Here is a 22,316-nt window from a genome sequence, read left to right on the forward strand (position 1 = left end):
GACGCAAGGGGGATGGAACATGAGTTCTCATCGTAAGGCCGCCATCGCCGGATCGCTGCTCACCGTGTCGTTCGCATCGGTGATGATCCTCGGCTTCACGGCGTCGGCGGACGACGAGGGGGGATTGAGCGGTCATGGCGGAAAGGCCGTGGACACGGCACCTGCGGGAGTAAAGCTCTCGACGCTGCTGTCCAAGGAGATCAAAGTCGACAACAAGTCCGAGGAAACGAATATCACCGGCGTCGTGAAGAACGAGGGCAGCAAGGCGAGCGGGGCAATCCGATTGCTTGTGGTCGGTTTTGACGGCATGACGGTCAAGAACGTCGAAGGCTGTTCGGCAATCCCGGAGGGGGATCTTCCCGACGGCGCGAACAGTGGCTTCGCATGCGCGATCGACGATCTGGCGGCCGGAAAGTCGAAGACCTATGCGATCGACGCCACGTACGACCTGAGCAAGCAGGGCAGGATCTGTCTTCCGGTCCAGAACTCCGACGGTTCGAAGACGTTCTGGCAGCAGGGCCCGGTCCCCTTCGGCACGACCAACCAGTCACCCAACGAACCCGCCACCCCGCTGCTCCTCGGCACCGACAACAGCCCGGTCACCCCCGGCGGCGGTGACGGTGACGGCGGTGGAGGCGGAGGGAAGGACGACACGCCGGACGAGCTTCCCCAGACCGGTCCGGCCGACCGTGTCCTGCCGCTCGGCATGGCCGGTGCGGCGCTCATCTCGGCCGGTGCGGCGGGCCTGTGGTGGAACCACCGGCGGGCCCGTCAGGAGTCCTGACCCACCGAACAGGGAAAGGCTGACGGAACCTGTCAGGTCATGCGGGCACGGTCCCCTCCGCTGTACGACGCCGGAACGCGCGAGAGGCTCGCCGTGGTGCGGTCGCAGTACGACCCGGCGAACCTCTTCGCAAGGGGCGCTGATTCCTGAGCGGCGCCCGGTCGGCGGGGCTGAGCCGCCGCGTCAGTTCTTCAGCAGCTTCCAGGCCGTCGGCAGCAGCCCCATGGCCAGGGCGACCTTGATGGCGTCGCCGATCAGGAAGGGGGTGAGGCCGACCGCGACGGCGGCGGAGAGACTGATGCCGGCGGTGGCGGCGAGGTAAGGGACGCCGACGGCGTAGATGATCGCCTCGCCGACGAGCATCGTGCCGGCCATGCGCAGCGTGGAGCGGTCGCCGCCGCGGCGGGCGAGGGCGCCCACTGCGGCGACGGCGAGGATCATGCCGAGGATGTAGCCGAAGGAGACGCCGATGCCGGAGGTGCCGTTGGCGAACCACGGCACGCCGGCCAGGCCGGCCAGCGCGTACAGGGCGAGCGCGGCGACGCCGCGGCCCGCGCCGAGGGTGGTGCCGACGAGCAGGGCGGCGAAGGTCTGGCCGGTGACCGGGACCGGGGAGCCCGGCACGGGCACGGCGATCTGGGCGGCGAGCCCGGTGAGCGCGGCGCCGCCGACCACGAGCGCGATGTCGCGGGCGCGGACGCCGGAGACGGGCAGGAGGTCGGCGAGGACCTCGCCGGGGCGGGCTGACGTGGTGGCGGTGCTCATGTTCGGGCTCACTCCGGCGGGTGAAGTCGGCGGGGACCCGGTGACGCTATCCCAGGCCTCTCGCACCGGACACCATCAGCGCTCGACAAAAGGGGGAACGACGGCTTGGTTGACTTCGCACAAAGGATGCGGGTTACACCCGGTACGGCGTGACGCCGGTCACTGAGGTGGGGCGGCTTTGGTCTTGCGGGGGCGCCTCGCTGGATCTGTAGGGTTTTGCCAATCGCGTCGGCGGCGTGGACAGGCGCTGTCTCGCCCGTCGGTCGCCGTCTGGGCAGCGGTGGGTCGTTTTGCTAGCTTCGAGCGCATGGTTGCTCAGGCCCGGTACTTCTCGTCGCGTCGCTACGTCGATCTGCGACGCGTCGGCACGGCCACCTGTCGCCGTCCCGGGTGAGGCGGCTCCGGCACGCACCGCCCTTTCGAGACGGCGCAGTGTCGGACCCGTTCCCGAGGATGATCGCCATGCCCCACGCCGCGGCAGCACCCGCCCTTTACGCTCCCGCCTCCCCTTCCTCTCGCACCTCCCGTTCCTCTCCCACCCCTGCCTTCTCCCCCGTACCGCGTGTCGCCGACAGTGACCGGCGGCGGACCAGCGCCAGCGTGGTGCTGCGGTCCGTGCTGGAGCACGGGCCGGTGGCGCGCAGCATCATCGCCCGGGTGACCGGGCTGTCACCGGCCTCGGTGACCGACTACTGCGCCCGGTTCGCGGGGCTCGGGCTCATCCGTGAGGCCGAACCGCCCCGGCGGGCCAAGGGTGCCGGGCGCCCGCACGTACCCCTCGACCTGGACGACTCGCGGTTCGTGGTGGGCGGGGTGCATGTGGCCGTGCCGTACACGACGGTCGCGCTGCTCGATCTGCGTGGACGGGTCGTCGTGGAGCGGCGGTTGAAGCACGGCTCCACCGACCCCGCCCCGGTCCTGGCGCGGGCCGCCGACGAACTCCGGGCCCTGCTGGACGAGGCGCCGGACTGCCGGGCCCTGGCCGTCGGCTTCGCGGCCGGCGGCTGGGTGGACCGGGAGACCGGGACCGTCGTCGAGCATCCGCTGCTGGGCTGGCGCGAGGTGCCGGTGCGGGAGATGCTCGGTGCCGGGACCGGGCTGCCGGTCCATGTGGACGGGCATGCGCGGGCCTTGGTCAACGCCGAGCAGTTGTTCGGGCGGGCGCGCGGCAGCCGGAGTGTGCTGCATCTGTTCGTCGGCAACATGGTCGACGCGGCGTTCGCGACCAACGACGAGGTGCATCACGGGCCCCGCTCGCAGGCGGGAGCGATCGCCCATCTGCCGTTGCCCGGCGGTACGGAGCCCTGCGAGTGCGGCCGGACCGGCTGCCTCCAGGCCGAGTTGAGCGAGCGGACACTGTGCCGGCGGGCGCGCGCGGCCGGGGTCATCGACGGGGTGAACCCGATACGGGTGCTGGACGCGGCGGCGGACGGCGACGCCGTGGCCGTGCGACTGCTGGTGGAGCGGGCACGGATGGTGGGGCGGGCGGCGGAGTTGCTGCTCGACGTGCTGAACCCGGAGACCGTGGTCGTCACCGAGATCGGGATCATCGGCCGGGCGGACTGCCTCGCCGCGCTGCACGAGGCCGTCGGGCCGGACCGGGCGGTGGCCGTGGGGCCGACGAGCTTCCCCGACTCCGTGCTGGCCACGGCGGGCGGAGCGGTGGCTCTGGACGTGCTCTACCGGGATCCGCTGGGGGCCGTGGCGCGTCTCGACCGCGCCTGCGCCGAAGTCGGTTAATTCAGAAACTCCGAATGTTGACAGGCAATACCGAAGACCGGGAACATCGTATTCATGCTGCTCACGAGTTGTCGCACCCTCTGTTGCTGACACGTTGACGTACCGGAGTGCCCCCGGCACTCCGGCCGACGCGGCACTTCTTCCTGCGTGAGTTCTCCTTCCGCAGCTTCCTTCCTTTCCGTCCGCTTCTGCGGATCCTTCCGTTCGTGATTCCGTTCGTGATTCCCGTGCGCGATTCCCGTGCGCGATTGAGTGCGGGATTTCGTGCACTTCCCACCGTTTCCCCCTGGGGGTCCTCCCATGTCTTCTTCCGCCGCGCCCGGTTTCGACCGGCGACTCTTCCTCACCTCTCTCCTCGGCGTCACGGCCGCGGCGGCCGGTCTCAGCGGCTGCGCCGACAGCAGCGCGGCGACCGCCCGGACGGCCGCGGACGCGCCGCTGCCCACCAAGGTTCCCTCGGGTACGAGCCTGAAGATCGCCTCCTTCCAGAACCAGCAGCAACTGCAGTTCGAGCTCGCGAAACTCGGCGAGCTGCCTTTCAAGGTGAGCAGTTGGGCGAACATCGGCGCCGGGCCCGATGTCATCAACGCCTTCCGGGCGGGGTCGCTGGACGTCGCCAACAACGCGGGAATTCCGCCGATCCAGGCGCATTACCAGGGATACGACGCGAAGATCGTCGCGATCAACGTCACCCGGAAACCGAACTATCTCTTCGCCACCAAGCCCGCCAGCGGCATCTCCTCGGTCGAGGATTTCCGGGGCAAGAGGCTCGCCTTCTCCCAGGGGCAGGCGCAGGGCGTCGTACTGCTGCGGGCGTTGAAGGAGGCGGGGCTCGCGTACGACGACGCGGAACTCGTCCCGCTCACCAGCAACCAGTTCCTGACGGCCCTGCAGTCGGGCCAGGTGGACGTCGCGCCGCTCGCCAACCAGCAGGCGCCCGCCTATCTGCAGCAGTACAAGGCCAAGGGCGCCCGCACGATCCCCACCGACGTGGTGGACCTGCTCAACCTGCTGTGGGCGCCGGCCTCCGTGCTGGGCGACTCCTCGAAGGTGGCCGCCGTCGCCGCGTACATCCCGTACTGGGCGAAGGGCGCGGTCTGGCAGTACGAGAACCCGGACATCTGGAACGAGGAGTTCTACGTGAAGACCCAGAACCTGAACCTCGCGCAGGCGGAGTCGATCAGCGAACTCGCCAACAAGCCGCTCTTCCCGCCCAGTTGGGACGAGGCGATCAAGTGGGAGCAGGAGACCGCGGATCTGCTGGCGGAGGGTGGCTTCGTGAAGAAGTTCGACGTCGGCACGCTCTTCGACCGGCGGTTCGAGGGGATCGCGGCGAAGGCCGTGGCCGCGGAGTACCGGAAGTGAGCGCCGTGACCACCAGTGCCGCCCGGGTCCGCACGACCGCCGTAGGCACGGTCGAGGCCGTGGAGGAGACCTCCCAGGTCCGCAGGCGCCGACGTCTCTCCCCCGGCAAGCGGCTGCCCGCCTCCCGGCTCGTCGGGCCGGTGCTGTTCCTCGCCCTCTGGGCCGTCGCCTCCGCCGCCGGGCAACTCGACCCGGCGGCGATCCCGGCGCCCTGGACGGTGCTGGAGACGGGCGTCCGTCTGTGGACCGGGGGGACGCTGACGACGGACATCACGACCTCGTTGCAGCGGGCCGGATCCGGGTTCGTGATCGGGCTGACCGCCGGCGTCGCGCTCGCCCTGGCCTCCGGGCTCAGCCGGGTCGGCGAGGCGCTGATCGACGGGACCGTACAGCTCAACCGGGCGATCCCGACGCTGGGCCTGATCCCGCTGTTCATCCTCTGGCTGGGCATCGGCGAGACCTTCAAGATCGCGATCATCGCCATCGTCGTCTACATCCCCATCTACCTCAACACGCATGCCGCGCTGGCCGGGATCGACAGCCGATTCGTCGAACTCGCCGAGGTGCAGGGTCTGTCGAGGCTGCAGTTCGTCCGGCAGATCGTCATCCCCGGCGCGCTGCCCGGCTTCTTCGTGGGCCTGCGGCTCGGGGTGACCGGCTCCTGGCTGGGCCTGGTCGTGCTGGAGCAGATCAACGCCACCAACGGACTCGGCTACATGATGTTCCAGGCCCAGAACTACGGCCAGAGCGACGTCATCCTCGTCGGCCTGGTCGTCTACGGGATCTTCGGCCTGATCTCCGACAGCGCGGTCCGTCTCATCGAACGGAGGGTGCTGTCATGGCGACGCACGCTGAGCAGCTGACGAACACCGGGCGGACGGCCACCCCTGAGCCGCGAACGGCCACGGCCACCCGGCCTGCCGTGCAACTCCGGGCACTCACCCGGTCGTTCGACGGGCGCAAGGTCCTCGACGGCATCGACCTCGACATCCCCGCCGGGCAGTTCGTGGCCCTGCTCGGGCACAGCGGCTCCGGCAAGAGCACGCTGCTACGGGCGGTCGCCGGGCTCGACCACGAGGTGGTGGGCAGCGGGCGGCTCACCGCGCCGGCCCGGGTGTCCGTCGTCTTCCAGGACTCCCGGCTGCTGCCCTGGCGCCGGGTCCTCGACAACGTGCTGCTCGGCGCGGAGGGCAAGGAGGCCGCGGCCAGGGGCCGCGAGCGCGCCTGGCCGAACGAGCTGTCCGGCGGCGAGGCCCAGCGCGCGGCCCTCGCTCGCTCCCTGGTCCGCGATCCCGAACTGCTGCTGGCCGACGAGCCGTTCGGCGCCCTGGACGCGCTCACCCGGATCAGGATGCACACCCTGCTCAGGCAGCTGTGGGAGCACCACAAGCCCTCCGTCCTGCTCGTCACCCACGACGTCGACGAGGCGATCGTGCTCGCCGACCGCGTCCTCGTGCTCGAGCAGGGGCGCATCGGCCTCGACCTGACCATCGACCGCCCGCACCCGCGCTCGTACCGGGACCCCCTGCTGGGGGAGTACCGCGAGCGACTGCTGATCGCGCTCGGCGTGACGGAGGACCACCAGTGACCTCCGGTGAAACGCCGACGACCCCCGCAGGCCCACCCATCCCCTCCGGCCAACCACCGACAACTCCCGCAGGCCCACCCATCCCCTCCGGCCAACCACCGACAACTCCCGCAGGCCCACCCATCCCCTCCGGCCAACCACCGACGACCCCCACACGGCCGGCCCATGACCTCCGGTGAACCGACCACGACTCCCCGCGGACCGTCGATCGCCTCCGGCAAGCCGCCGACGAGTCCCGCCGGGCCCCGGACGACCGTCACAGAACCGCCCATGACCCCCGAGGACCACCAGTGACATCGAGACAGCTCCACCTCAACGCCTTCCTGATGCACACCGGCCACCACGAGGCGTCGTGGCGGCTTCCGGAGTCCGACCCGTACGCGCACGTCGAGCTGGACCACTATGTGCGGCTGGCCCGGATCGCGGAGCGCGGCACCTTCGACTCGCTCTTCCTGGCCGACGGGCCGCAGCTGTGGGGCAGCGTGGGCCAGCGTCCGGCGGGCGCCCTGGAACCGCTCACCCTGCTCACCGCCCTGGCGACGGCGACCCAGCACATCGGCCTGATCGCCACCGCCTCCACCTCCTACAACTCCCCCTACAACCTGGCCCGCAAGTTCGCCTCGCTCGACATCCTCAGCGGCGGCCGGGCCGGCTGGAACATCGTCACCACCGCCGGCGCGGAGGCAGCCCGCAACTTCGGTCTCGACGCCGAGCCCGCACACGCCCAGCGGTACGCGCGGGCCTCCGAGTTCCTCGACGTGGCCCTGAAGCTCTGGGACAGCTGGGAGGACGACGCGATCGTCGCCGACAAGGCGTCCGGTGTCTGGGCCGACGACACGAAGATCCATCCGCCCCGGCACCGGGGGACGTACTTCAGCGTCGAGGGCCCGCTCAACGTCCCCCGCTCGCCCCAGGGTTACCCACTGCTCGTGCAGGCCGGGTCGAGCGAGGACGGCAAGACGTTCGCGGCACGGTACGCGGAGGCCGTGTTCACCGCCCAGCAGACCATCGAGGACGCGCAGGCCTTCTACGCCGACCTCAAGTCCCGTACGGCCGCGACCGGCCGGGACCCCGAGCACATCAAGGTACTGCCAGGCATCGTCCCGGTGCTCGGCTCGACGGAGGCCGAGGCGCGGGCGGCCGAGCGGGTCCTGGAGGACCACATCGTGTACACGCACGGGGTGGGCAATCTGGAGCGGTTGCTGCAACTGGACGCGGGGACACTGGAGTTGGACGCCCCGCTCCCCGACGGTCTGCCGCCCGAGAGCGCGATCGAGGGTGCCAAGAGCCGCTACACGCTCGTCGTCGAGCTGGCCCGGCGCGACCGGCTCACCGTGCGGGAGCTGATCGGGCGGCTGGGCGGCGGGCGCGGGCACCTCACCTTCGCCGGGACGCCCGAGCAGGTCGCCGACAAGATCGAGACCTGGTTCACGCGGGGCGCCGCCGACGGCTTCAACATCATGCCCGCGGTCCTGCCGTCCGGCCTCGACGCCTTCGTCGACCACGTCGTCCCGATCCTGCGCGCCCGCGGTCTGCTCCGCACCGAGTACGGCCCGCGCCGGACCCTGCGGGACCGCTACGGCCTGCCGAGGCCCGCCAACCAGCACGTCAGCACGTCCGCACCCGCCCTCGTCTGATCCCCGAAGTCCCGCCGCCCCGAACGTCCGGCCCTCGAAAGTCCAGCCCTCGAAAGTCCGGCCCAGAAAGAAAGCACGCCATGACCATCGACATCCAGAAGGTCACCGCCCACATCGGCGCCCGTGTCTCCGGCGTCGACATCTCCGAGCCCCTCGACGAGGAGACGGTGCCGCCCTGCGCGAGGCCCTCAACGTCCACAGGGCGCTCGTCTTCGACGACGTGAACCTCGACGACGAGACCCACCAGGCCTTCGTCCGCCACTTCGGCGACATCACCACCGCCCACCCGACGGTGGCCGCCGTCGAGGGGGCCGCGAACGTCCTGCCCGTGGACAGCGAGCGGGGGCGCGCCAACCACTGGCACACCGACGTCACGTTCGTCCTCAACCCGCCGCAGGCCACCACCCTGCGCAGCATCACGATCCCGCCGTACGGCGGCGAGACCCTGATCGCGAACTCGGCGGCGGCCTACCGTGACCTGCCCGAACCACTGCGGCGGCTGGCCGACGGCCTGTGGGCCGAGCACACCAACGACTACGACTACGCGGTGCCGGACGAGGAGATCGACGCGGAGCGGGCCGAGCAGCGCGCCCGGTTCACGTCGATCAAGTACCGCACGGTCCACCCGGTGGTCCGCGTCCACCCTCCCCCACTTCTCGACTTCGCTCGAAGCGGGGGGACCCCCATCCGGTGAACGCGGGCTGTTCATCGGCGGTTTCGCGCAGCGGATCGTGGGCCTGTCGCTCGGCGAGTCCCGCAAGCTCCTCGACCTGCTCCGGTCGTACGTGACCCGGCCGGAGAACGTGCTGCGCCACCGCTGGTCGGAGAACCAGCTCGTCGTCTTCGACAACCGCATCACCCAGCACTACGCCATCGACAACTACGACGGCCTGCCGCGCCGGCTGCACCGGGTGACCGTCGCCGGTGACGTGCCGGCGGGCATCGAGGGCACGGAGAGCCACTCGGTCGAGGGGGACGCCTCGCACTACACGTCCGTGGCCTCGCAGCCCGTGCCCGTGCCCGTGGCGGCCTGACCCCGTCGCCGCGGAGCCGGGCGGCGGCCCCGCCGGGGCCCGTGCCGCGCGGGCACAGCCGGCGCCCGACGCGTCCGGAAAGCGGACAGCCCTTCCGTTTCCACGGAAGGGCTGTCCGTGGTGGTGGGCGTCCTCCGGGCCGTCGATCGTCGTCGTCCACGCCCACTCCGGGCTCCTCGCCATGGCGGTGACGCGGACGCTCGGCGAGATGCGCGCCACGCACCCCTCTTCGGGCTCCCTCTCGGCCCTCACCGAACACGCCATCCGCCCACGGGCGGGCTTCGTGGCCGGTCGGCCGGTCGTTCCGGGTACTGGCGCGTCTTCGTCCTGACGGCCCGGGAGCCGAGGCGCGGACGCGGTCGTACCGGTCGGGCGGGACGGCGCTGTTCCTGGCGGCGCCCGGATGTGCCCGACAGAGGGCGCGCCGCCCGCTGACACACCTCGCATGCTTCAGGGCCCTCGCGCCGACACACCTCGCATGCTTCAGGGCCCTCGCGCGGAGGACGGACGGTCGGTTCGCGCGAGGGCCCTTTCGCGTGCCCGAACACGCCCCACCAGCCTCTTGCTGCTAGCGTGCACTTGCAAGTAGTTTGCAATAAGAGGTCGGAGGGGACCCCCATGCCCGTCTACACGCTTCCCGAACTGCCGTACGACTACGCCGCGCTCGCACCCGTCATCAGCCCCGAGATCATCGAGCTGCACCACGACAAGCACCACGCGGCGTACGTCAAGGGAGCCAACGACACGCTCGACCAGCTCGCGGAGGCGCGCGACAAGGAGACGTGGGGCGCGATCAACGGCCTGGAGAAGAACCTGGCCTTCCATCTCTCCGGCCACATCCTGCACTCCATCTACTGGCAGAACATGACCGGCGACGGCGGCGGTGAGCCGCTGGCCGCCGACGGCGTGGGCGAGCTGGCGGACGCCATCACCGAGTCCTTCGGTTCGTTCGCGGGCTTCAAGGCCCAGCTGACCAAGGCCTCCGCCACCACCCAGGGCTCCGGCTGGGGCGTGCTGGCGTACGAGCCGCTCAGTGGGCGACTCATCGTGGAGCAGGTCTACGACCACCAGGGCAACGTCGGCCAGGGCACCACCCCGATCCTCGTCTTCGACGCCTGGGAGCACGCCTTCTACCTGCAGTACAAGAACCAGAAGGTCGACTTCATCGACGCCATGTGGGCCGTCGTCGACTGGCAGGACGTGTCCCGCCGTTACGAGGCCGCCAAGTCCCGCGCGGGCGTGCTGCTGCTGGCCCCCTGAGCAGGCCCCGCCGAGATGTCCTGCTCGTGATCGTCTTCTCAACCTTCACCGGGCAGGCAGAAAGAGGCAGAACCCCCGCGAGGACGTGACCCGCGGGGGTTCTCGCCGTCCGGGACCGGAAAACGCCACCGGCGGGACGCGTTCCGGTCTGACGGTTTCCTGAACTTTCGCCCTATGATCCCGGTTTCCGGCCGGATTCCCGATCCGGCCGACCGGACCGGGAGGTCGCATGTCGACGAGCTACAAGCACTGCCCGCCGTGTGGAGGAAGCAAGCCCCTGCCGTTCTACGAGGCCGACAAGGAAGTGCGGCAGCACCTCGAGTCTCTGGGGAAGAACCCGGCCGGCTGGTGGCGCTGCGCCAACCACGGTGAGAAGGGCCGCTGCCTGTTCGTCCAGCCGTGGGGCAACCAGAGCGAGGGGCTCACCCTCCCGGAGTCCTTCAGGTGACCCGGCCGCTCAGACCAGGTTGCTGAAGTCCGGGCCCTTGGTGCGGGTGCGCTTGAGTTCGTAGAAGCCCGGGACCGAGGCGACCAGGAGGGTGCCGTCCCAGAGCTTGGCGGCCTCCTCGCCCTTCGGGGCGGGGGTGACGACCGGACCGAAGAAGGCTATCTGCTCGCCGTCGGCGCCGGGGACGGCGATGACGGGGGTGCCGACGTCCTGGCCGACCTTGTCGATGCCCTCCTTGTGGGAGGCGCGCAGCTCGGCCTCGTACGGGGTGGAGTCCCAGTGCTCCATGAGGGACTCGGGCAGCCCGACCTCGGCCACCGCGGCGGCGACGACGTCCTTCTCTATGCCCAGGCCCTGGTTGTGCGCACGTGTGCCGATCGCGGTGTAGAGGTCACCGAGGACCTTGGCTCCGTGCTCCTGCTGGGCGGCTATGACGATCCGTACCGGGCCCCAGGCCTTGGTGGCCAGCAGCTCGCGGTACTCCTCGGGCAGGTCGTCGATCTTGGGCTCGTTCAGCACCGCGAGGCTCATCACATGCCAGCGGACCTCGATGTCCCGGACCTTCTCCACCTCCAGGACCCACCGCGAGGTCATCCAGGCCCACGGGCACAGGGGGTCGAACCAGAAGTCGACGGGGGTCTTGCCGGAGGTCTGCTCGGACATGGTTCTCCTTGGACGAGAGTTCGGAAGGCCGTTCGTGTGGGAAGTCGCTTCAGCTGCCAACACCGACGGCCGGGCGTCGCATTCCCACCTGCCCGCCCTCGGACGCGCATGACAGGATCGGGCCTGTCCGCATACTGAACGCCACCTGAACACCACCCCTAGGGAGTGCCGCCCGTGCCCGGTGAGAATCTGTCCCGCGACGAGGCCCAGGAGCGGGCCGCACTGCTGGCCGTCGACGGTTACGAGGTCTCCCTCGACCTGCGGTCAGCCGTCGGCGACACGGATGGCCACAGTGGCGAGCCGCGCACCTTCCGCTCGGTGACGACGATCCGCTTCCGCTGCGCCGACCCGGGCGCCGGCAGCTTCGCCGATCTGATCGCGCCGAGTGTGACGGCCGTCTCCCTCAACGGAAAGGACCTCGACCCGAGCGAGGTCTTCGACGGCTCCCGGATCGCCCTCGACGACCTGGCCGCCGAGAACGAGCTGGTGGTCGACGCCCGGTGCGCCTACTCCCGAACCGGCGAGGGGCTGCACCGCTTCGTCGACCCCGAGGACGGCGAGGTCTATCTCTACACCCAGTACGAGCCGGCGGACTCCCGCCGGGTCTTCGCGAACTTCGAGCAGCCGGACCTCAAGGCTCCCTTCCGCTTCGAGGTGCGCGCGCCCGAGGGGTGGGTCGTGTGGAGCAACGGGGTCGGCGAGCAGACGGACGGGGTGTGGCGGTTCGCGGAGACGAAGCCGATCTCGACGTACATCACGGCGGTCGTCGCGGGCCCGTACCACTATGTGACGGACACCTACGAGCGGGTCTTCGAGGACGGTACGCGGCTGGAGATCCCCCTCGGCGCGATGTGCCGCAAGGGTCTCGCCCCCTACTTCGACTCCGACGACGTCTTCCTGATCACCAAGCAGGGCCTGGACTTCTTCCACGACCACTTCGACTACCCGTACCCGTTCGGGAAGTACGACCAGGCGTTCGTGCCCGAGTACAACCTCGGCGCGATGGAGAACCCGGGGCTCGTCACCTTCCGCGAGGAGTTCATCTTCCGGGGCAAGGTCACGCGGGCGTCGTACGAGCGGCGGGCGAACGTCGTCCTGCACGAGATGGCGCACATGTGGTTCGGCGACCTCGTGACCATGGTGTGGTGGGACGACCTGTGGCTGAAGGAGTCCTTCGCCGACTTCATGGGCTCCTTCTCGATGGTCGAGGCGACCCGCTTCACCAACGGCTGGGTCACCTTCGCCAACAACCGCAAGTCCTGGGCGTACCGCGCCGACCAGCTGCCCTCCACCCACCCCGTCACGGCCGACATCCGTGACCTGGAGGACGCGAAGCTCAACTTCGACGGCATCACGTACGCCAAGGGCGCCTCCGTGCTCAAGCAGCTGGTGGCGTACGTGGGGCGCGAGGCCTTCCTGGAGGGCGCCCGGCGCTACTTCAAGCGGAACGCGTACGGCAACACGAAGCTGGGCGACCTGCTGTCGGTGCTCGAGGAGACCAGCGGGCGGGACATGGTGTCCTGGTCGCGGGCGTGGCTCCAGACGGCGGGGGTCAACTCCCTCACTCCGCAGGTGCTTCTCGACGCCGACGGCCGGATCGACGAGCTGGCCGTGGTGCAGGAGGCGGCCGAGTCGCACCCCGAACTGCGGCCGCACCGGGTGGCGATCGGCCTGTACCGGCGCAACGGCGAAGGCGACGCGCTGGAGCGGTACGCGCGGGCGGAGGTCGATGTGGACGGCCCGCGTACGGTCGTGGGCGAGCTGGCCGGGGCCGAGGCGCCCGAGCTGGTGCTGGTCAACGACGACGACCTGACGTACTGCAAGATCCGTTTCGACGCGGGGTCCCTGGACACGCTGCGGGCCGGGCTCGGGGACGTCTCCGACCCGCTGGCCCGGGCGCTGTGCTGGTCGGCGCTGTGGAACCTGACGCGGGACGCGCTGCTGCCGGCGCGGGACTTCGTCGACCTCGTGCTGCGGTTCGCGGGACGGGAGTCCGACATCGGGGTGTTGCAGATGCTGCACGCGTGGGCGGGCTCGGCGCTCACGCACTACGCGGCGCCTCAGTGGCGGGAGGCCGGGGGCCGGCTGCTGGCGGAGGGTGCGTTGCGTGAGCTGCGGGCGGCCGAGGCGGGCAGTCAGCACCAGCTGACGTGGGCCCGTTTCCTCGCCTCGGTCGCCTCGGGCGAGGGTGATCTGGGGGTGTTGCAGGGGTTGTTGGCCGGGACCGAGAAGGTCGACGGGCTGGACGTCGACCAGGAGCTGCGGTGGGCCTTCCTGGAGCCGCTGGCAACGCACGGGGTCGCCGACGAGAGGGTGCTGGCCGCGGAGCTGGCGCGGGACGACACGGCTTCCGGGAAACGGCATCAGGTGCGGTGTCTTGCGGCGCGGCCGTCCGCGGCGGTCAAGGCGCAGGCGTGGGCGTCGGTCGTGGAGTCGGACACGCTGTCCAACGCGTTGGCCGAGGCGACGATCACGGGGTTCACCCGGCCGTCCCAGCGGGAGTTGGTGGCACCGTACGCCGCCAAGTACTTCGAGGTGATCGAGCGGGTGTGGGCCGAGCGGTCGATCCAGATCGGGATGGACGTGGTGCGGGGCTTGTTCCCGTCGCTGCAGGATTCCCAGGGGACACTGGACACGACGGACGCGTGGCTCGCCTCGCACGAGGGGGCGGCGCCGGCGTTGCGGAGGCTGGTGCTGGAGGCCCGGGACGATCTGGCCCGGGGGTTGCGGGGCCAGGCGTGCGACGCGGCGGCGGGGACGGGGGCGGCGGGTTGACTGCCGCTGAACTCTTACGTGTTGCGCACCCGGCGACTGCCGCCGGGCGGGGGACGGGTGCGCAACTCGGCGCTACGAGGTGCCGCTGCGCCCACCCGTGCCACCCAGCGGCAGGACTGCCCGCAGCGGGGTAGGAAACGGGCGAAGCCTCAACCCGGTTCAGGGTTACCGAATTCGGGTAATCGGAGCCGTAACCTTTCCTGATCCCCATACGGACCAGCGGGTATCGGCAGTCGAACGCACGTACTTTAGCGTGGTCTTGTCCGGATTTGTCGACGAGCGTGTAACAGCGGTTCATGGGCCGCCCCGGAGCGGGAACCTCCGGGTCATGACCCACAACACCCCGCTCTCCCCCCGCCCCCTCCGTCGCCTCTCGGACGCCACGCGCCGGGTGCTGACGGCCACGCAGTTGCGCGCGCAGGGTGTCACCGCGGCCGAGACGAACGAGCAGTGCCGGCCCGGTGGCTCCTGGCAGCAGATCCTGCCGGGCGTGTTCCTGCTGCACCCGGGCCCGCCCACCTCCGAGGAGCGGCTGCACGCGGTGCTGTCGTACGCGGCGCGCTCCCCGTTCCGCGAGACTGCCGCCGGGTCCGCGGGAGCCGTCGGCGTACCCGCGCAGCCGAACGCCGACGAGCCCCGCCCGGCCCCCCGCCACCCGGACGCGGTGATCACGGGCCTGGCCGCCCTGACCCTGCACGGGTTCACGTCCGCTCCCCCGCTCCCCTCCCTCGACGCGATCGACGTCCTGGTCCCGCGCATGCGCCGGCTGCGGACCGCGGGCTGCGCGCGGATCGTCCGCACCCCGGCCATGCCGACCCCGTCGTACGTGACCGGGCTGCCCGTCGCCCCGGTGCCGCGCGCACTCGCCGACGCGGTCGCGGAACTCGCCGACGCTGGCGCCGTACGTCGGCTGCTGACGGAGGCCGTGTGCGGCGGCCACACCGAAGCAGCCTCCGTCGTACGAGAGTTGACGGACGCACGGCTGCTGAACCGTCCGCATGTCGCCGACGCGGTGGAGTCGCTGCTCGCCGAGGGGCGGGCGATCGCGGAGGACCACCTGTACCGGATGGTCCGCGAGTACGCCCTGCCCGACCCGGTCTGGGACGTCGACCTCCGCCTGCCCGGCGGCCCCCACCTCGGCGGTCTCGACGCGTACTGGCCGGAGCAGGCCGTCGCGGTCGAGCTGGACACCCGCGCCCCGCGCCAGGAGGACGACGCGCTGTGGTCCGAGTACGCCCGCAAGCGCGAGATGTTGGAGCGGCTCGGCATCACCGTCGTCCACATCACCCCCAGGAAGCTGCGCGATTCGCTGGAGCAGCAGGCGGCCGTGGTCCGCACCGCGTTGATGGCGTCGTGCGACCGGGATCCGGCGGCGTATGTGGTGGTACTGCCGCGGTGACCGGGTAGTCGACCGGGAAGGCCGGTGACCGGCAGGAGGGGAGAGGAGGGGCCGCCGAGCGTTCGGCGGCCCCTCCTCGTACGTTCCCGGGACGCCCTGAGCTGCGTCGTGTACTCCCCGACCGTGGTTCTACCTCCCGCAGAACTCCGCCTCCATGATCGGCAGGCTGTCGCCCGCCCAGTCGCTGTTGAAGTTGTAGGTGAGGGTGTGTCGGCCGTCGGCCGTGGTGGCGGTTTCGGAGAGGGAACCGTGGATGCCGCCGCTGTGGCCCCAGAGCTGGACGCCGCAGGAGAGCTTGTAGGTGATGAGGCCGAGGCCGTAGCCGCCGCGGTCACCGTCGACGGGGATGACGTTCTTCATCTCGGCGAGCTGCTTCTCGGGAAGGAGCTTGCCGCGCAGGAGGGCGGAGATGAAGCGGTTGAGGTCGTCGGCGTCGGAGATCATCCCACCCGCCGCGCCGGCCGCCGAGGAGTTGAACCTCGTGACGTCGTACGTCCTGCCGTCCGCCGTCTCCGCCAGCTTGGAGTAGGCACGGCTGTGCGGGCCCGGGAGGTTGGGGACGGTGCCGGGGACCTTCGTGTCGCGCAGGCCGAGGGGTTCGATGATGCGGGCGCGGATCTCGTGGCCGTACGAGTTGCCCGTGGCCTTCTCGATCACCATGCCGGCCAGCACGTAGTTGGTGTTGGAGTAGCTCCAGTCGGCGCCGGGGGCGAAGTCCGGCTCGTGCTTCATGGCGATGCCGACCAGTTCCCGCGGGCTCCAGGTGCGGTAGCGGTTCTCGAAGAAGCCCTCGGCGAGGAAGACGTCCTTCACGAACTGCTTGTCCGAGGTGTAGTCGGCGATTCCGCTGGTGTGGTTGAGGAGTTGACGGAGCGTCATCCTGCGGCCGTCGTGGCCCTTGCCGCGCACCACGCCCGGCAGCCACTTGTCGACCTTGTCGTCCAGGGTCAGCCTGCCCTCCGCCTCCAGTTGGAGGAGCACGGTGGAGACGAAGGTCTTCGTGATGCTGCCGACGCGGAAGTGGTCGCGGGCGGAACGCGGTTCGCCCGTCGTCAGGTCACCGACCCCCGAGGTGGCCTTCCAGACCCCGTGTCCGTCCTTCGCCTGGACGGCGATGCCGACGACCCCGTCCTTGACGTTGGCGTCCATCGCCTTCCGGGTGGCGCGGTGGTCGCCTCCCGCCGAGGCCCCGGTGGGTACGGCCGCCACCGCCGGGGCGGCCAGCGCCACCGCGGCGGTCACGGCGGTGACCGCCATCAGGGCCGTACGTCGGCCTGTGCGTACTGACATGTGGATCTCCCCCTTCGCCCGACATTCTCGGCGACTCCGAGAACGGCCGGGTCGGGGAGGGGGACACCGGCGGTGCGCGCCGGGGTTGAGCGGGGCGAGTCGGTTGAGCCGTTTCTAGCCCTTCCGCAGGACGAGCTCCGCGTTGCGGTCGCCGGGCGTGCCGGTGAGTGTGTCGCGGCGGCCGGGGGCGTTGTAGGAAAGCTCGCGGTAGAGGGCGGCGAGGCCGGTCTGCGAGAGGTCCGTGAAGTCGGTGGCGTGCGGGGCGGCCGATTCGATCAGGGTGGTGAAGAGGGAGATCGTGCCGTCCTTGTTGTCCACCAGCTCGATGACGCGGGCGAGTTGGGGAAAGTCGATGTGGGAGGCCGTGGAGATCTCCCAGAAGGAGCCCCCGCTCGCGGACCCGTGCGGGGTGATGCGGTTGCGGTGGCTGTGGCCGTTCACCCAGGCCAGAACGTTGCGGTTGCGGCCGAGCAGGGACAGCACCTCGTCACCGCCGTGGCGGGCCTCGCCGGGGCGGGAGGGGTCCTTGCGGAGGTTCCGCATCGACGCGCTGGTGTGGTGGCTGAAGACGACGGCGTACGAACCGCCCTTGGCCGCCTCTTGCAACGTACTCTCCAGCCACTTGAGTTGGGCCGTGCCGAGTGAGCCCTCGTAGTGGCCGCCGGGGTCGGTGGAGTCGAGGCTGATGCCGATGACGTCGTCGGCGATGCGGAAGGCGTAGTACTGGGTGCGGGCGTCCAGGTTGGCCTGCGAGTAGCCGTGGCCGACCGGGCCGGGGCCCGTGTGGGCCGGGTCCAGGTGGGCCTTCAGGTACTCCCGCGGGGTGAAGGGGGCGCGGCCCTCGTCCGGGGTGACGGACCGCATCTTCTTCGCCTGGGCCTTGAGGATGGCCTTCCACTCGGCGCCCCGGGGGTCGCCGCCGCTCTTGACGTTGTCCCAGATGGCCTTGCCGACCCGCTCGTCCAGCGTCATCAGCTTCCTGCCGCCGACCGCGAAGTCGGCGAAGTAGGAGTCTCCGGGGGCGTAGCAGCCGCCGGGGAGGGAGTCGTGGTTGCCGACCGTGGAGTACCAGGGGACGTTCAGTCCGGGGCTGTTGACCTCGCGGATCGCGGCGGCCAGGAAGCCGTTCAGGCGGGGGAAGCCGAGCTGCTTGTCGGCGTCGCGGAGGGCCGCGTCCGGCTGCCAGTAGAGCTTCAGGCCGCTGTCCTGGACGCCCTCGTAGCGGCGCGGGTCACCGGAGTTGGGGGTGACGCGGCCGCCACTCATCACCTTCAGGAACCAGTCCAGTTCCGTCCTGGAGTTGTTGTCGGTGTTGTCGCCGGTCGTCATGACGAAGTGGAGGGGGGAGCCGGTCACCGGGGCTCCGCGCAGCGCGTTCACCCGCTCGACGAGCGAGACCGCGCCGGCCACGGACAGCGCCTCCTGCGGACGCCAGGCGCTCGCGGTCTGGGAGCGCAGGTACTCGTAGCGCAGCGGGTGCTGGACGTCCACCACGTGCAGGTCGGTGAACTGCACGAAGGAAGCCAGCGCCGTACGGCGCTTCGCGCGGCCGGACTTGGGGGTCGCGAGGTCACCGCGTACGACCCGCGCCCAGGCCGGGCCGGCGCCGAGGCGTCGGTAGCCGGAGGAGTTACGCGGGGCGGCCACCGAGGCGAGGGTCGTGCCTCGTGTGTACGGGGCGAGGGGCGCGGCCGGGGCCGCTCTGTTCGAGAGGTTCGCCAGGGGGACCTCGGTGGCCGCGGCCCGGTCGGCGGCGGTGGCGGCGTGGGCGTCGGTCTCCGGCCGCAGGGCGAAGCCGACCCCTGCGGCGAGGCCGACCGCGCCGGTGGCGGCGAGGAAGGCCCTGCGGTCAGGGTTGGTGGCGGCTGCAGCGACTGAGCGTATGCGCGACATGGCGCGGTCTCCCCGAGTGCGAACGCGTCGGAAGTGGTCGCGGGGGCCTGCGGCCGGGGTGCGGCCGATGGTGTTTCCCGCTCGTACTTGATGCTTGGCAGCCGGGGTGGCCTGGACGTTAACGACGCGGCAACGGGTGACACCGATCACCGTACGTGGATCTTCGGGTACGGTGCGCGTCCACCGGGCGTTTCCGAATGTGAGCGGGAGTGAGGGGAAGGGGTCACTCCTTGTTCACTTGGCGGGGTAGAGCGCCCATTCGCTGTGGGAGCTTCGGTGAATGCGTGCGTGCGGGCGGGCTCGTCCTCGGCGAATGCGGGCGTGCGGGCTCGTCTTCGGTGAATGCGTGCGTGCGGGCTCGTCTTCGGTGAATGCGTGTGCCGGGGCTCGTCTTCGGTGAATGCGGGCGGGCGGGCTCGTCGTGGTCTCTCGCGTCCACGCGGCGGAGCCGCAATCGATACGGTCCCGCGCCCCTACAAGCCCGTCGGCAGTTCCAGGTGGCCGTTCTGGGGGCGTTCCCTCCACAGGCGCAGTCCTGCGTCCACCAGGCCCACCCGCTCCAGGTTCGGGACCTCGTCCAAGGGGTGCCAGGCGGCCATGTCCGTGGAGCCGTTCGTCTCGTGACGGAGGTCGCCGCCGGTGACGCGGGCCTCGTAGACGATGCGCAGGGCCTGGAAGTCGACGCGGGTGCCGAGGCGGCGGGGGTCCTCGCGTCTGTCGGTGCCGATGCCGAGCAGGGCGGTGGGTTCGACGGAGTAGCCGGTCTCCTCGGCCGCTTCCCGGACGACCGTGTCGTACGGGTCCTCGCCGTGCTCCATGCCGCCGCCGGGCAGGGTCCACTTCTTCAGCCCGTCCCGGGAGACCCAGCGGGCCAGCAGCAGATGCCCGTCGCGTACGCACACGGCGTAGGCCGCCACCCTCAACTCCTCACGCATGCGCAGACGTTACCCAACGAGCATGGTGAAGGGGCGAGTGCTCCCCAGTGACACTCGCCCCTTCGCCCGCCAGATCACCGCTCGCGGTGACCGTCCCTCCGTCGGCGGCCCGTCTCGCTCAGGGCGAATCCCGCCGCCGCGGCCAGGCAGAACCGGGATGGTGACCGACCAGCCCGTGGTGACGCCGGTCCAGGTCACCACGGCCGGCAGGAACAGAGCGGTCAGCACGGTTGTGAGCTGGTTGCCGGGCCTTCGGGAAATGTGCGTCTCCTTCCAGGGAGTGACTGACAGCACGTTGGCCCGTCCCCCCGTAGGACGGGCCACCGCACGTCAGAGCGACGCGTGTTGCGTCGACGCGGGGAACATCAGCAGGAGTACCGCCTCCAGCCCGCGATGAACCCGTCCCAGTCGGTCTTGATCTCGACGCACTTCTTCTCGTTCTCCGCGAGGGCGAAGGTCTTGCGGAGCTTCGAGCCGACAGCGACGACGCCGGCCATGCAGCCGACGCGGATCCACGGCACCGGGATCCGGTTGCACATGAAGGTCATCGCGGCGGTCACACCGAAGATGCCGCCCTTGGAGTCGACGGCCTTGACCTCGCTCCTGCCGAAGCGCACGTAGACGTACCGGCCGTAGGAGATCTTCGGGTCGGCCACCACCGGGAAGGTCGTGTCGCCGGTGAAGGCGACGGACTGGACGATGGTGTCGCCCTCGATGCGGTACTCGGTGGGCACCGGGTTACCCAGGGCGTCCTTGGCCCACGGGGCCTCGACCTGGCCCATCACGACGTTTATCCTGCCGTCGCCGTCGCCGTCGAAGTCGACGGTGCCGGGCTCGGTCTCCTCGTCGCCGGCGTTCCGCTCCAGCAGTTCCCCGGGCACATCGGCCGCGTCCATCTCCTGGACGACCTCGATGGTGTTGTTCTCGGTGTTCTCCACGAGGCTCGCGCCGGCCGGGAGGTCGAGGTCGAAGCGGTACTCGCTCGGCGCCGTCGACTTCTTGATGTCGACCAGCGCGCGGACCGAACCGTCGGAGGTGAGCTGGACGGCCGTGGCCGAGGTGGCGGCGGTGGCGTCGTAGTAGATCGTGCCGCTGTCCGTCTGCTGCGCCGTACCGAGGCCGGAGCCGGGCAGGCTGACACCCAGGGTCGTACCGGTGTTGTTCTCCTTCAGCGTGACGGGGGCCGTGGAGTTGCGCGGCACCTCGATCACACCGGCGGAGGAGTCCGACACGGCCACGCTGTCCACGTCGTCCAGCTCCGCCTTGAGCAGATTGGAGACACCGGTTGCCCTCTCGACCTGCTTGCCGACGGTGTCGACCGGCTCCACCTGCGGCTTGTCCGGCGGGACGATGATCGCTTGGGCGGGGGTCGCCGTGGCCAGAACGGAAACCGTGATCGCGCCGATGAAGGTGCTGACGAGACGACGCCGTGTGGATCTGGTCTGCTTCGACGACACGTAGAACTTCACCTCCAGGCGGAATGGTTCGCGTTCACTGCTGCTTCGCTCCGCCCTGATCTTCGACTCACGCACAAGCCGTGCGCCAGGCCTGAAGGGTGGCCGCGATGAGCCGTGGCACCTAAGTGCCAGCCCTGTCGTGTTCGCCACAAGGCCACAGATCCACCGTGAAATCCCTCCGGATCGAACTAGGATTCTCCTTCCGGGGGAGGAGGGGGTGCGGGGGTGAAAGGGCCGACCGTGCTGGGTGCGTTTCTGGAATCGGACACCGAGGCCGTCCGCGTCTATCGGAGCCTGCTCGCGAACCCCTCCTGGACCCTGCAGGACGTCCAGCTGCACACGGGTCTGGCCGAGGAGGACGTGCGGGCGGCCGTGCGCCGGCTCGCGGACCTCTCCCTGTTGAGCCCGGTCACGGACACCACTTTCCTGCCCATGAACCCCGAGACGGTCTTCAGTCCGGCACTGCGCCGCCTTGAGGCCGAACTGGACGCGCAGCGGGCATATCTGACGAAGCATCAGGCAACGGTCGCCGAGCTCGCCACCGAGTACGCCGCCCTGGGGCTGCGGCACACCACCGGTGCCGATCACCTCGTCGGCGTGGACGCGGTCCGCTCCGGGCTGGAGCGGCTGTCGCGGGACGCGGTGCACGAGGTCTGCACGTTCACACCCGGCGGCGCCGTGAGCGCGGCCGGCCTGGAGTCGGCCCGCCCCCTCGACGAGGAGTCCTTCGGCCGGGGCGTACGGATGCGGTCCGTCTACCTCGACAGTGTCCGCAACGACCAGGCCACCTCCGAGTACGCGTCCTGGCTCACCTCCAAGGGCGGCCAGGTGCGCACCGTCCCGGCACTGCCGATGCGTATGATCATTTGCGATCGTGAGGTCGCGGTCGTGCCGGTGAACGCCGAGGACAGCCGGCAGGGCGCCCTGGTGGTCCGCTACCACGGAGTAGTACGGGCCCTCGCGGAACTCTTCGAACTCGTCTGGGCGCAGGGGGTGCCGCTGGGCGAGGAGACCAGGCCCTCCGCGGAGCACGAGGCGAGCGATCGGGACCGCGTCCTGCTGAAGCTGCTGTCCGAGGGGATGACCGACCAGGGAATCGCCCGCAAGCTGGGGATCTCCGTGCGTACGATCCGACGGCTGATGTCCGACCTGATGAAGCGGCTGGACGCGCAGAGCCGGTTCGAGGCCGGAGCGGAGGCCGTGCGGCGGGGCTGGCTCTAGCCGACGGCAGGCAACGGCGCCGCCCGGCAGGCCGGGGAACCGGAGGACGACGCCGACGCCGA

Annotated in this window: 19 protein-coding genes and 1 pseudogene; 14 read left to right on the forward strand and 6 right to left on the reverse strand. The window is 70.4% G+C overall.

The window, feature by feature from the left end; genetic code table 11:
* Positions 1 to 19 precede the first annotated feature (19 nt).
* The gene (locus tag OG858_RS15665) at positions 20 to 784 is read left to right on the forward strand and encodes a cell wall protein (RefSeq protein WP_327748901.1); all 765 of its coding nucleotides are present in this window, start codon (positions 20 to 22) and stop codon (positions 782 to 784) included.
* A gap of 183 nt (positions 785 to 967) precedes the next feature.
* Here the strand turns inward: OG858_RS15665 and OG858_RS15670 are convergent, their stop codons facing one another.
* The gene (locus OG858_RS15670; RefSeq protein WP_327724048.1) at positions 968 to 1,549 is read right to left on the reverse strand and encodes a biotin transporter BioY; all 582 of its coding nucleotides are present in this window, start codon (positions 1,547 to 1,549) and stop codon (positions 968 to 970) included.
* A 600-nt stretch (positions 1,550 to 2,149) separates the two neighbouring features.
* On the opposite strand from OG858_RS15670, the gene OG858_RS15675 reads away from it, so the two are divergent.
* The 10 genes and pseudogenes from OG858_RS15675 (at position 2,150) to OG858_RS15715 (ending at position 10,621) form a co-directional block, all read left to right on the forward strand.
* The gene (locus OG858_RS15675) at positions 2,150 to 3,289 is read left to right on the forward strand and encodes an ROK family protein (RefSeq protein WP_086752906.1); all 1,140 of its coding nucleotides are present in this window, start codon (positions 2,150 to 2,152) and stop codon (positions 3,287 to 3,289) included.
* Positions 3,290 to 3,589: 300 nt separating this feature from the next.
* Positions 3,590 to 4,654, forward strand: coding sequence for an ABC transporter substrate-binding protein (locus OG858_RS15680; protein ID WP_328544782.1), 1,065 nt, complete (start codon positions 3,590 to 3,592; stop codon positions 4,652 to 4,654).
* Positions 4,651 to 5,517, forward strand: a complete 867-nt coding sequence (locus OG858_RS15685) for an ABC transporter permease (RefSeq protein ID WP_086752902.1) — start codon at positions 4,651 to 4,653, stop codon at positions 5,515 to 5,517. The genes OG858_RS15680 and OG858_RS15685 overlap by 4 nt, the downstream gene beginning before the upstream one ends.
* Positions 5,493 to 6,242 carry an ABC transporter ATP-binding protein gene (locus OG858_RS15690; RefSeq protein ID WP_328544781.1) on the forward strand — a complete coding sequence of 250 codons (750 nt, stop codon included), beginning with the start codon at positions 5,493 to 5,495 and terminating at the stop codon, positions 6,240 to 6,242. Before OG858_RS15685 ends, OG858_RS15690 begins: the two co-directional genes overlap by 25 nt.
* A gap of 290 nt (positions 6,243 to 6,532) precedes the next feature.
* Positions 6,533 to 7,879, forward strand: a complete 1,347-nt coding sequence (locus tag OG858_RS15695) for an LLM class flavin-dependent oxidoreductase (RefSeq protein WP_328544780.1) — start codon at positions 6,533 to 6,535, stop codon at positions 7,877 to 7,879.
* Between the two features lie 80 nt (positions 7,880 to 7,959).
* On the forward strand, positions 7,960 to 8,103 hold the full coding sequence (locus OG858_RS48145; protein WP_408059405.1) for a hypothetical protein: 144 nt from the start codon (positions 7,960 to 7,962) through the stop codon (positions 8,101 to 8,103).
* Positions 8,100 to 8,399 (forward strand): annotated as a pseudogene (locus OG858_RS48150) (TauD/TfdA dioxygenase family protein); the annotation flags it as partial. The gene OG858_RS48145 and the pseudogene OG858_RS48150, both read left to right, overlap by 4 nt.
* A complete protein-coding gene (locus OG858_RS48155; RefSeq protein ID WP_408059406.1) occupies positions 8,353 to 8,913 on the forward strand; it encodes a TauD/TfdA dioxygenase family protein in 561 nt (186 codons plus the stop codon). The pseudogene OG858_RS48150 and the gene OG858_RS48155, both read left to right, overlap by 47 nt.
* Positions 8,914 to 9,531: 618 nt before the next feature.
* Positions 9,532 to 10,173 (forward strand): superoxide dismutase, encoded by a 642-nt coding sequence (locus tag OG858_RS15710; RefSeq protein WP_327743835.1) that lies wholly within the window; start codon positions 9,532 to 9,534, stop codon positions 10,171 to 10,173.
* A 229-nt stretch (positions 10,174 to 10,402) separates the two neighbouring features.
* Positions 10,403 to 10,621 carry a hypothetical protein gene (locus OG858_RS15715; RefSeq protein ID WP_086746534.1) on the forward strand — a complete coding sequence of 73 codons (219 nt, stop codon included), beginning with the start codon at positions 10,403 to 10,405 and terminating at the stop codon, positions 10,619 to 10,621.
* A 9-nt stretch (positions 10,622 to 10,630) separates the two neighbouring features.
* On the opposite strand, the gene OG858_RS15720 is transcribed toward OG858_RS15715, so the two are convergent.
* The gene (locus OG858_RS15720; RefSeq protein WP_046708271.1) at positions 10,631 to 11,284 is read right to left on the reverse strand and encodes a DsbA family protein; all 654 of its coding nucleotides are present in this window, start codon (positions 11,282 to 11,284) and stop codon (positions 10,631 to 10,633) included.
* Positions 11,285 to 11,458: 174 nt separating this feature from the next.
* Between OG858_RS15720 and pepN the strand changes: the two genes are divergently transcribed.
* Both pepN and OG858_RS15730 read left to right on the forward strand, forming a co-directional pair.
* Positions 11,459 to 14,059 carry an aminopeptidase N gene (gene pepN / locus OG858_RS15725; RefSeq protein ID WP_328544779.1) on the forward strand — a complete coding sequence of 867 codons (2,601 nt, stop codon included), beginning with the start codon at positions 11,459 to 11,461 and terminating at the stop codon, positions 14,057 to 14,059.
* 328 nt (positions 14,060 to 14,387) lie between these two features.
* Positions 14,388 to 15,458, forward strand: a complete 1,071-nt coding sequence (locus tag OG858_RS15730; protein ID WP_086750260.1) for a hypothetical protein — start codon at positions 14,388 to 14,390, stop codon at positions 15,456 to 15,458.
* Positions 15,459 to 15,587: 129 nt separating this feature from the next.
* On the opposite strand, the gene OG858_RS15735 is transcribed toward OG858_RS15730, so the two are convergent.
* From OG858_RS15735 to OG858_RS15750, 4 genes are all read right to left on the reverse strand, one after another.
* Positions 15,588 to 16,748, reverse strand: a complete 1,161-nt coding sequence (locus OG858_RS15735) for a serine hydrolase domain-containing protein (RefSeq protein WP_328544778.1) — start codon at positions 16,746 to 16,748, stop codon at positions 15,588 to 15,590.
* Positions 16,749 to 16,862: 114 nt separating this feature from the next.
* The gene (locus OG858_RS15740; protein ID WP_319064829.1) at positions 16,863 to 18,641 is read right to left on the reverse strand and encodes a TIGR03767 family metallophosphoesterase; all 1,779 of its coding nucleotides are present in this window, start codon (positions 18,639 to 18,641) and stop codon (positions 16,863 to 16,865) included.
* 473 nt (positions 18,642 to 19,114) lie between these two features.
* Entirely contained in the window at positions 19,115 to 19,576 is a 462-nt protein-coding gene (locus OG858_RS15745; RefSeq protein ID WP_319264015.1) for an NUDIX hydrolase, read from the reverse strand.
* Between the two features lie 365 nt (positions 19,577 to 19,941).
* Positions 19,942 to 21,033, reverse strand: coding sequence for a hypothetical protein (locus OG858_RS15750; protein ID WP_179201210.1), 1,092 nt, complete (start codon positions 21,031 to 21,033; stop codon positions 19,942 to 19,944).
* A gap of 225 nt (positions 21,034 to 21,258) precedes the next feature.
* Here OG858_RS15750 and OG858_RS15755 point away from each other — a divergent pair, with 225 nt between their 5' ends.
* Positions 21,259 to 22,254 carry a helix-turn-helix domain-containing protein gene (locus OG858_RS15755; RefSeq protein WP_319318529.1) on the forward strand — a complete coding sequence of 332 codons (996 nt, stop codon included), beginning with the start codon at positions 21,259 to 21,261 and terminating at the stop codon, positions 22,252 to 22,254.
* Positions 22,255 to 22,316: the final 62 nt, after the last annotated feature.

This window comes from Streptomyces europaeiscabiei, assembly GCF_036346855.1.
GTDB classification, from domain to species: Bacteria; Actinomycetota; Actinomycetes; order Streptomycetales; family Streptomycetaceae; genus Streptomyces; species Streptomyces europaeiscabiei.

What these genes read in the sequence shown, in the direction of transcription:
- OG858_RS15730 (WP_086750260.1), top strand. Translation starts at nt 14,388, where the DNA reads ATGACCCACAACACCCCGCTCTCCCCCCGCCCCCTCCGTCGCCTCTCG.
- OG858_RS15670 (WP_327724048.1), bottom strand. Translation starts at nt 1,549, where the DNA reads ATGAGCACCGCCACCACGTCAGCCCGCCCCGGCGAGGTCCTCGCCGAC.
- OG858_RS15735 (WP_328544778.1), bottom strand. Translation starts at nt 16,748, where the DNA reads ATGTCAGTACGCACAGGCCGACGTACGGCCCTGATGGCGGTCACCGCC.
- OG858_RS15740 (WP_319064829.1), bottom strand. Translation starts at nt 18,641, where the DNA reads ATGTCGCGCATACGCTCAGTCGCTGCAGCCGCCACCAACCCTGACCGC.
- OG858_RS15690 (WP_328544781.1), top strand. Translation starts at nt 5,493, where the DNA reads ATGGCGACGCACGCTGAGCAGCTGACGAACACCGGGCGGACGGCCACC.
- OG858_RS48145 (WP_408059405.1), top strand. Translation starts at nt 7,960, where the DNA reads ATGACCATCGACATCCAGAAGGTCACCGCCCACATCGGCGCCCGTGTC.
- OG858_RS15720 (WP_046708271.1), bottom strand. Translation starts at nt 11,284, where the DNA reads ATGTCCGAGCAGACCTCCGGCAAGACCCCCGTCGACTTCTGGTTCGAC.
- OG858_RS15680 (WP_328544782.1), top strand. Translation starts at nt 3,590, where the DNA reads ATGTCTTCTTCCGCCGCGCCCGGTTTCGACCGGCGACTCTTCCTCACC.
- OG858_RS15710 (WP_327743835.1), top strand. Translation starts at nt 9,532, where the DNA reads ATGCCCGTCTACACGCTTCCCGAACTGCCGTACGACTACGCCGCGCTC.
- OG858_RS15715 (WP_086746534.1), top strand. Translation starts at nt 10,403, where the DNA reads ATGTCGACGAGCTACAAGCACTGCCCGCCGTGTGGAGGAAGCAAGCCC.
- OG858_RS15745 (WP_319264015.1), bottom strand. Translation starts at nt 19,576, where the DNA reads ATGCGTGAGGAGTTGAGGGTGGCGGCCTACGCCGTGTGCGTACGCGAC.
- OG858_RS15665 (WP_327748901.1), top strand. Translation starts at nt 20, where the DNA reads ATGAGTTCTCATCGTAAGGCCGCCATCGCCGGATCGCTGCTCACCGTG.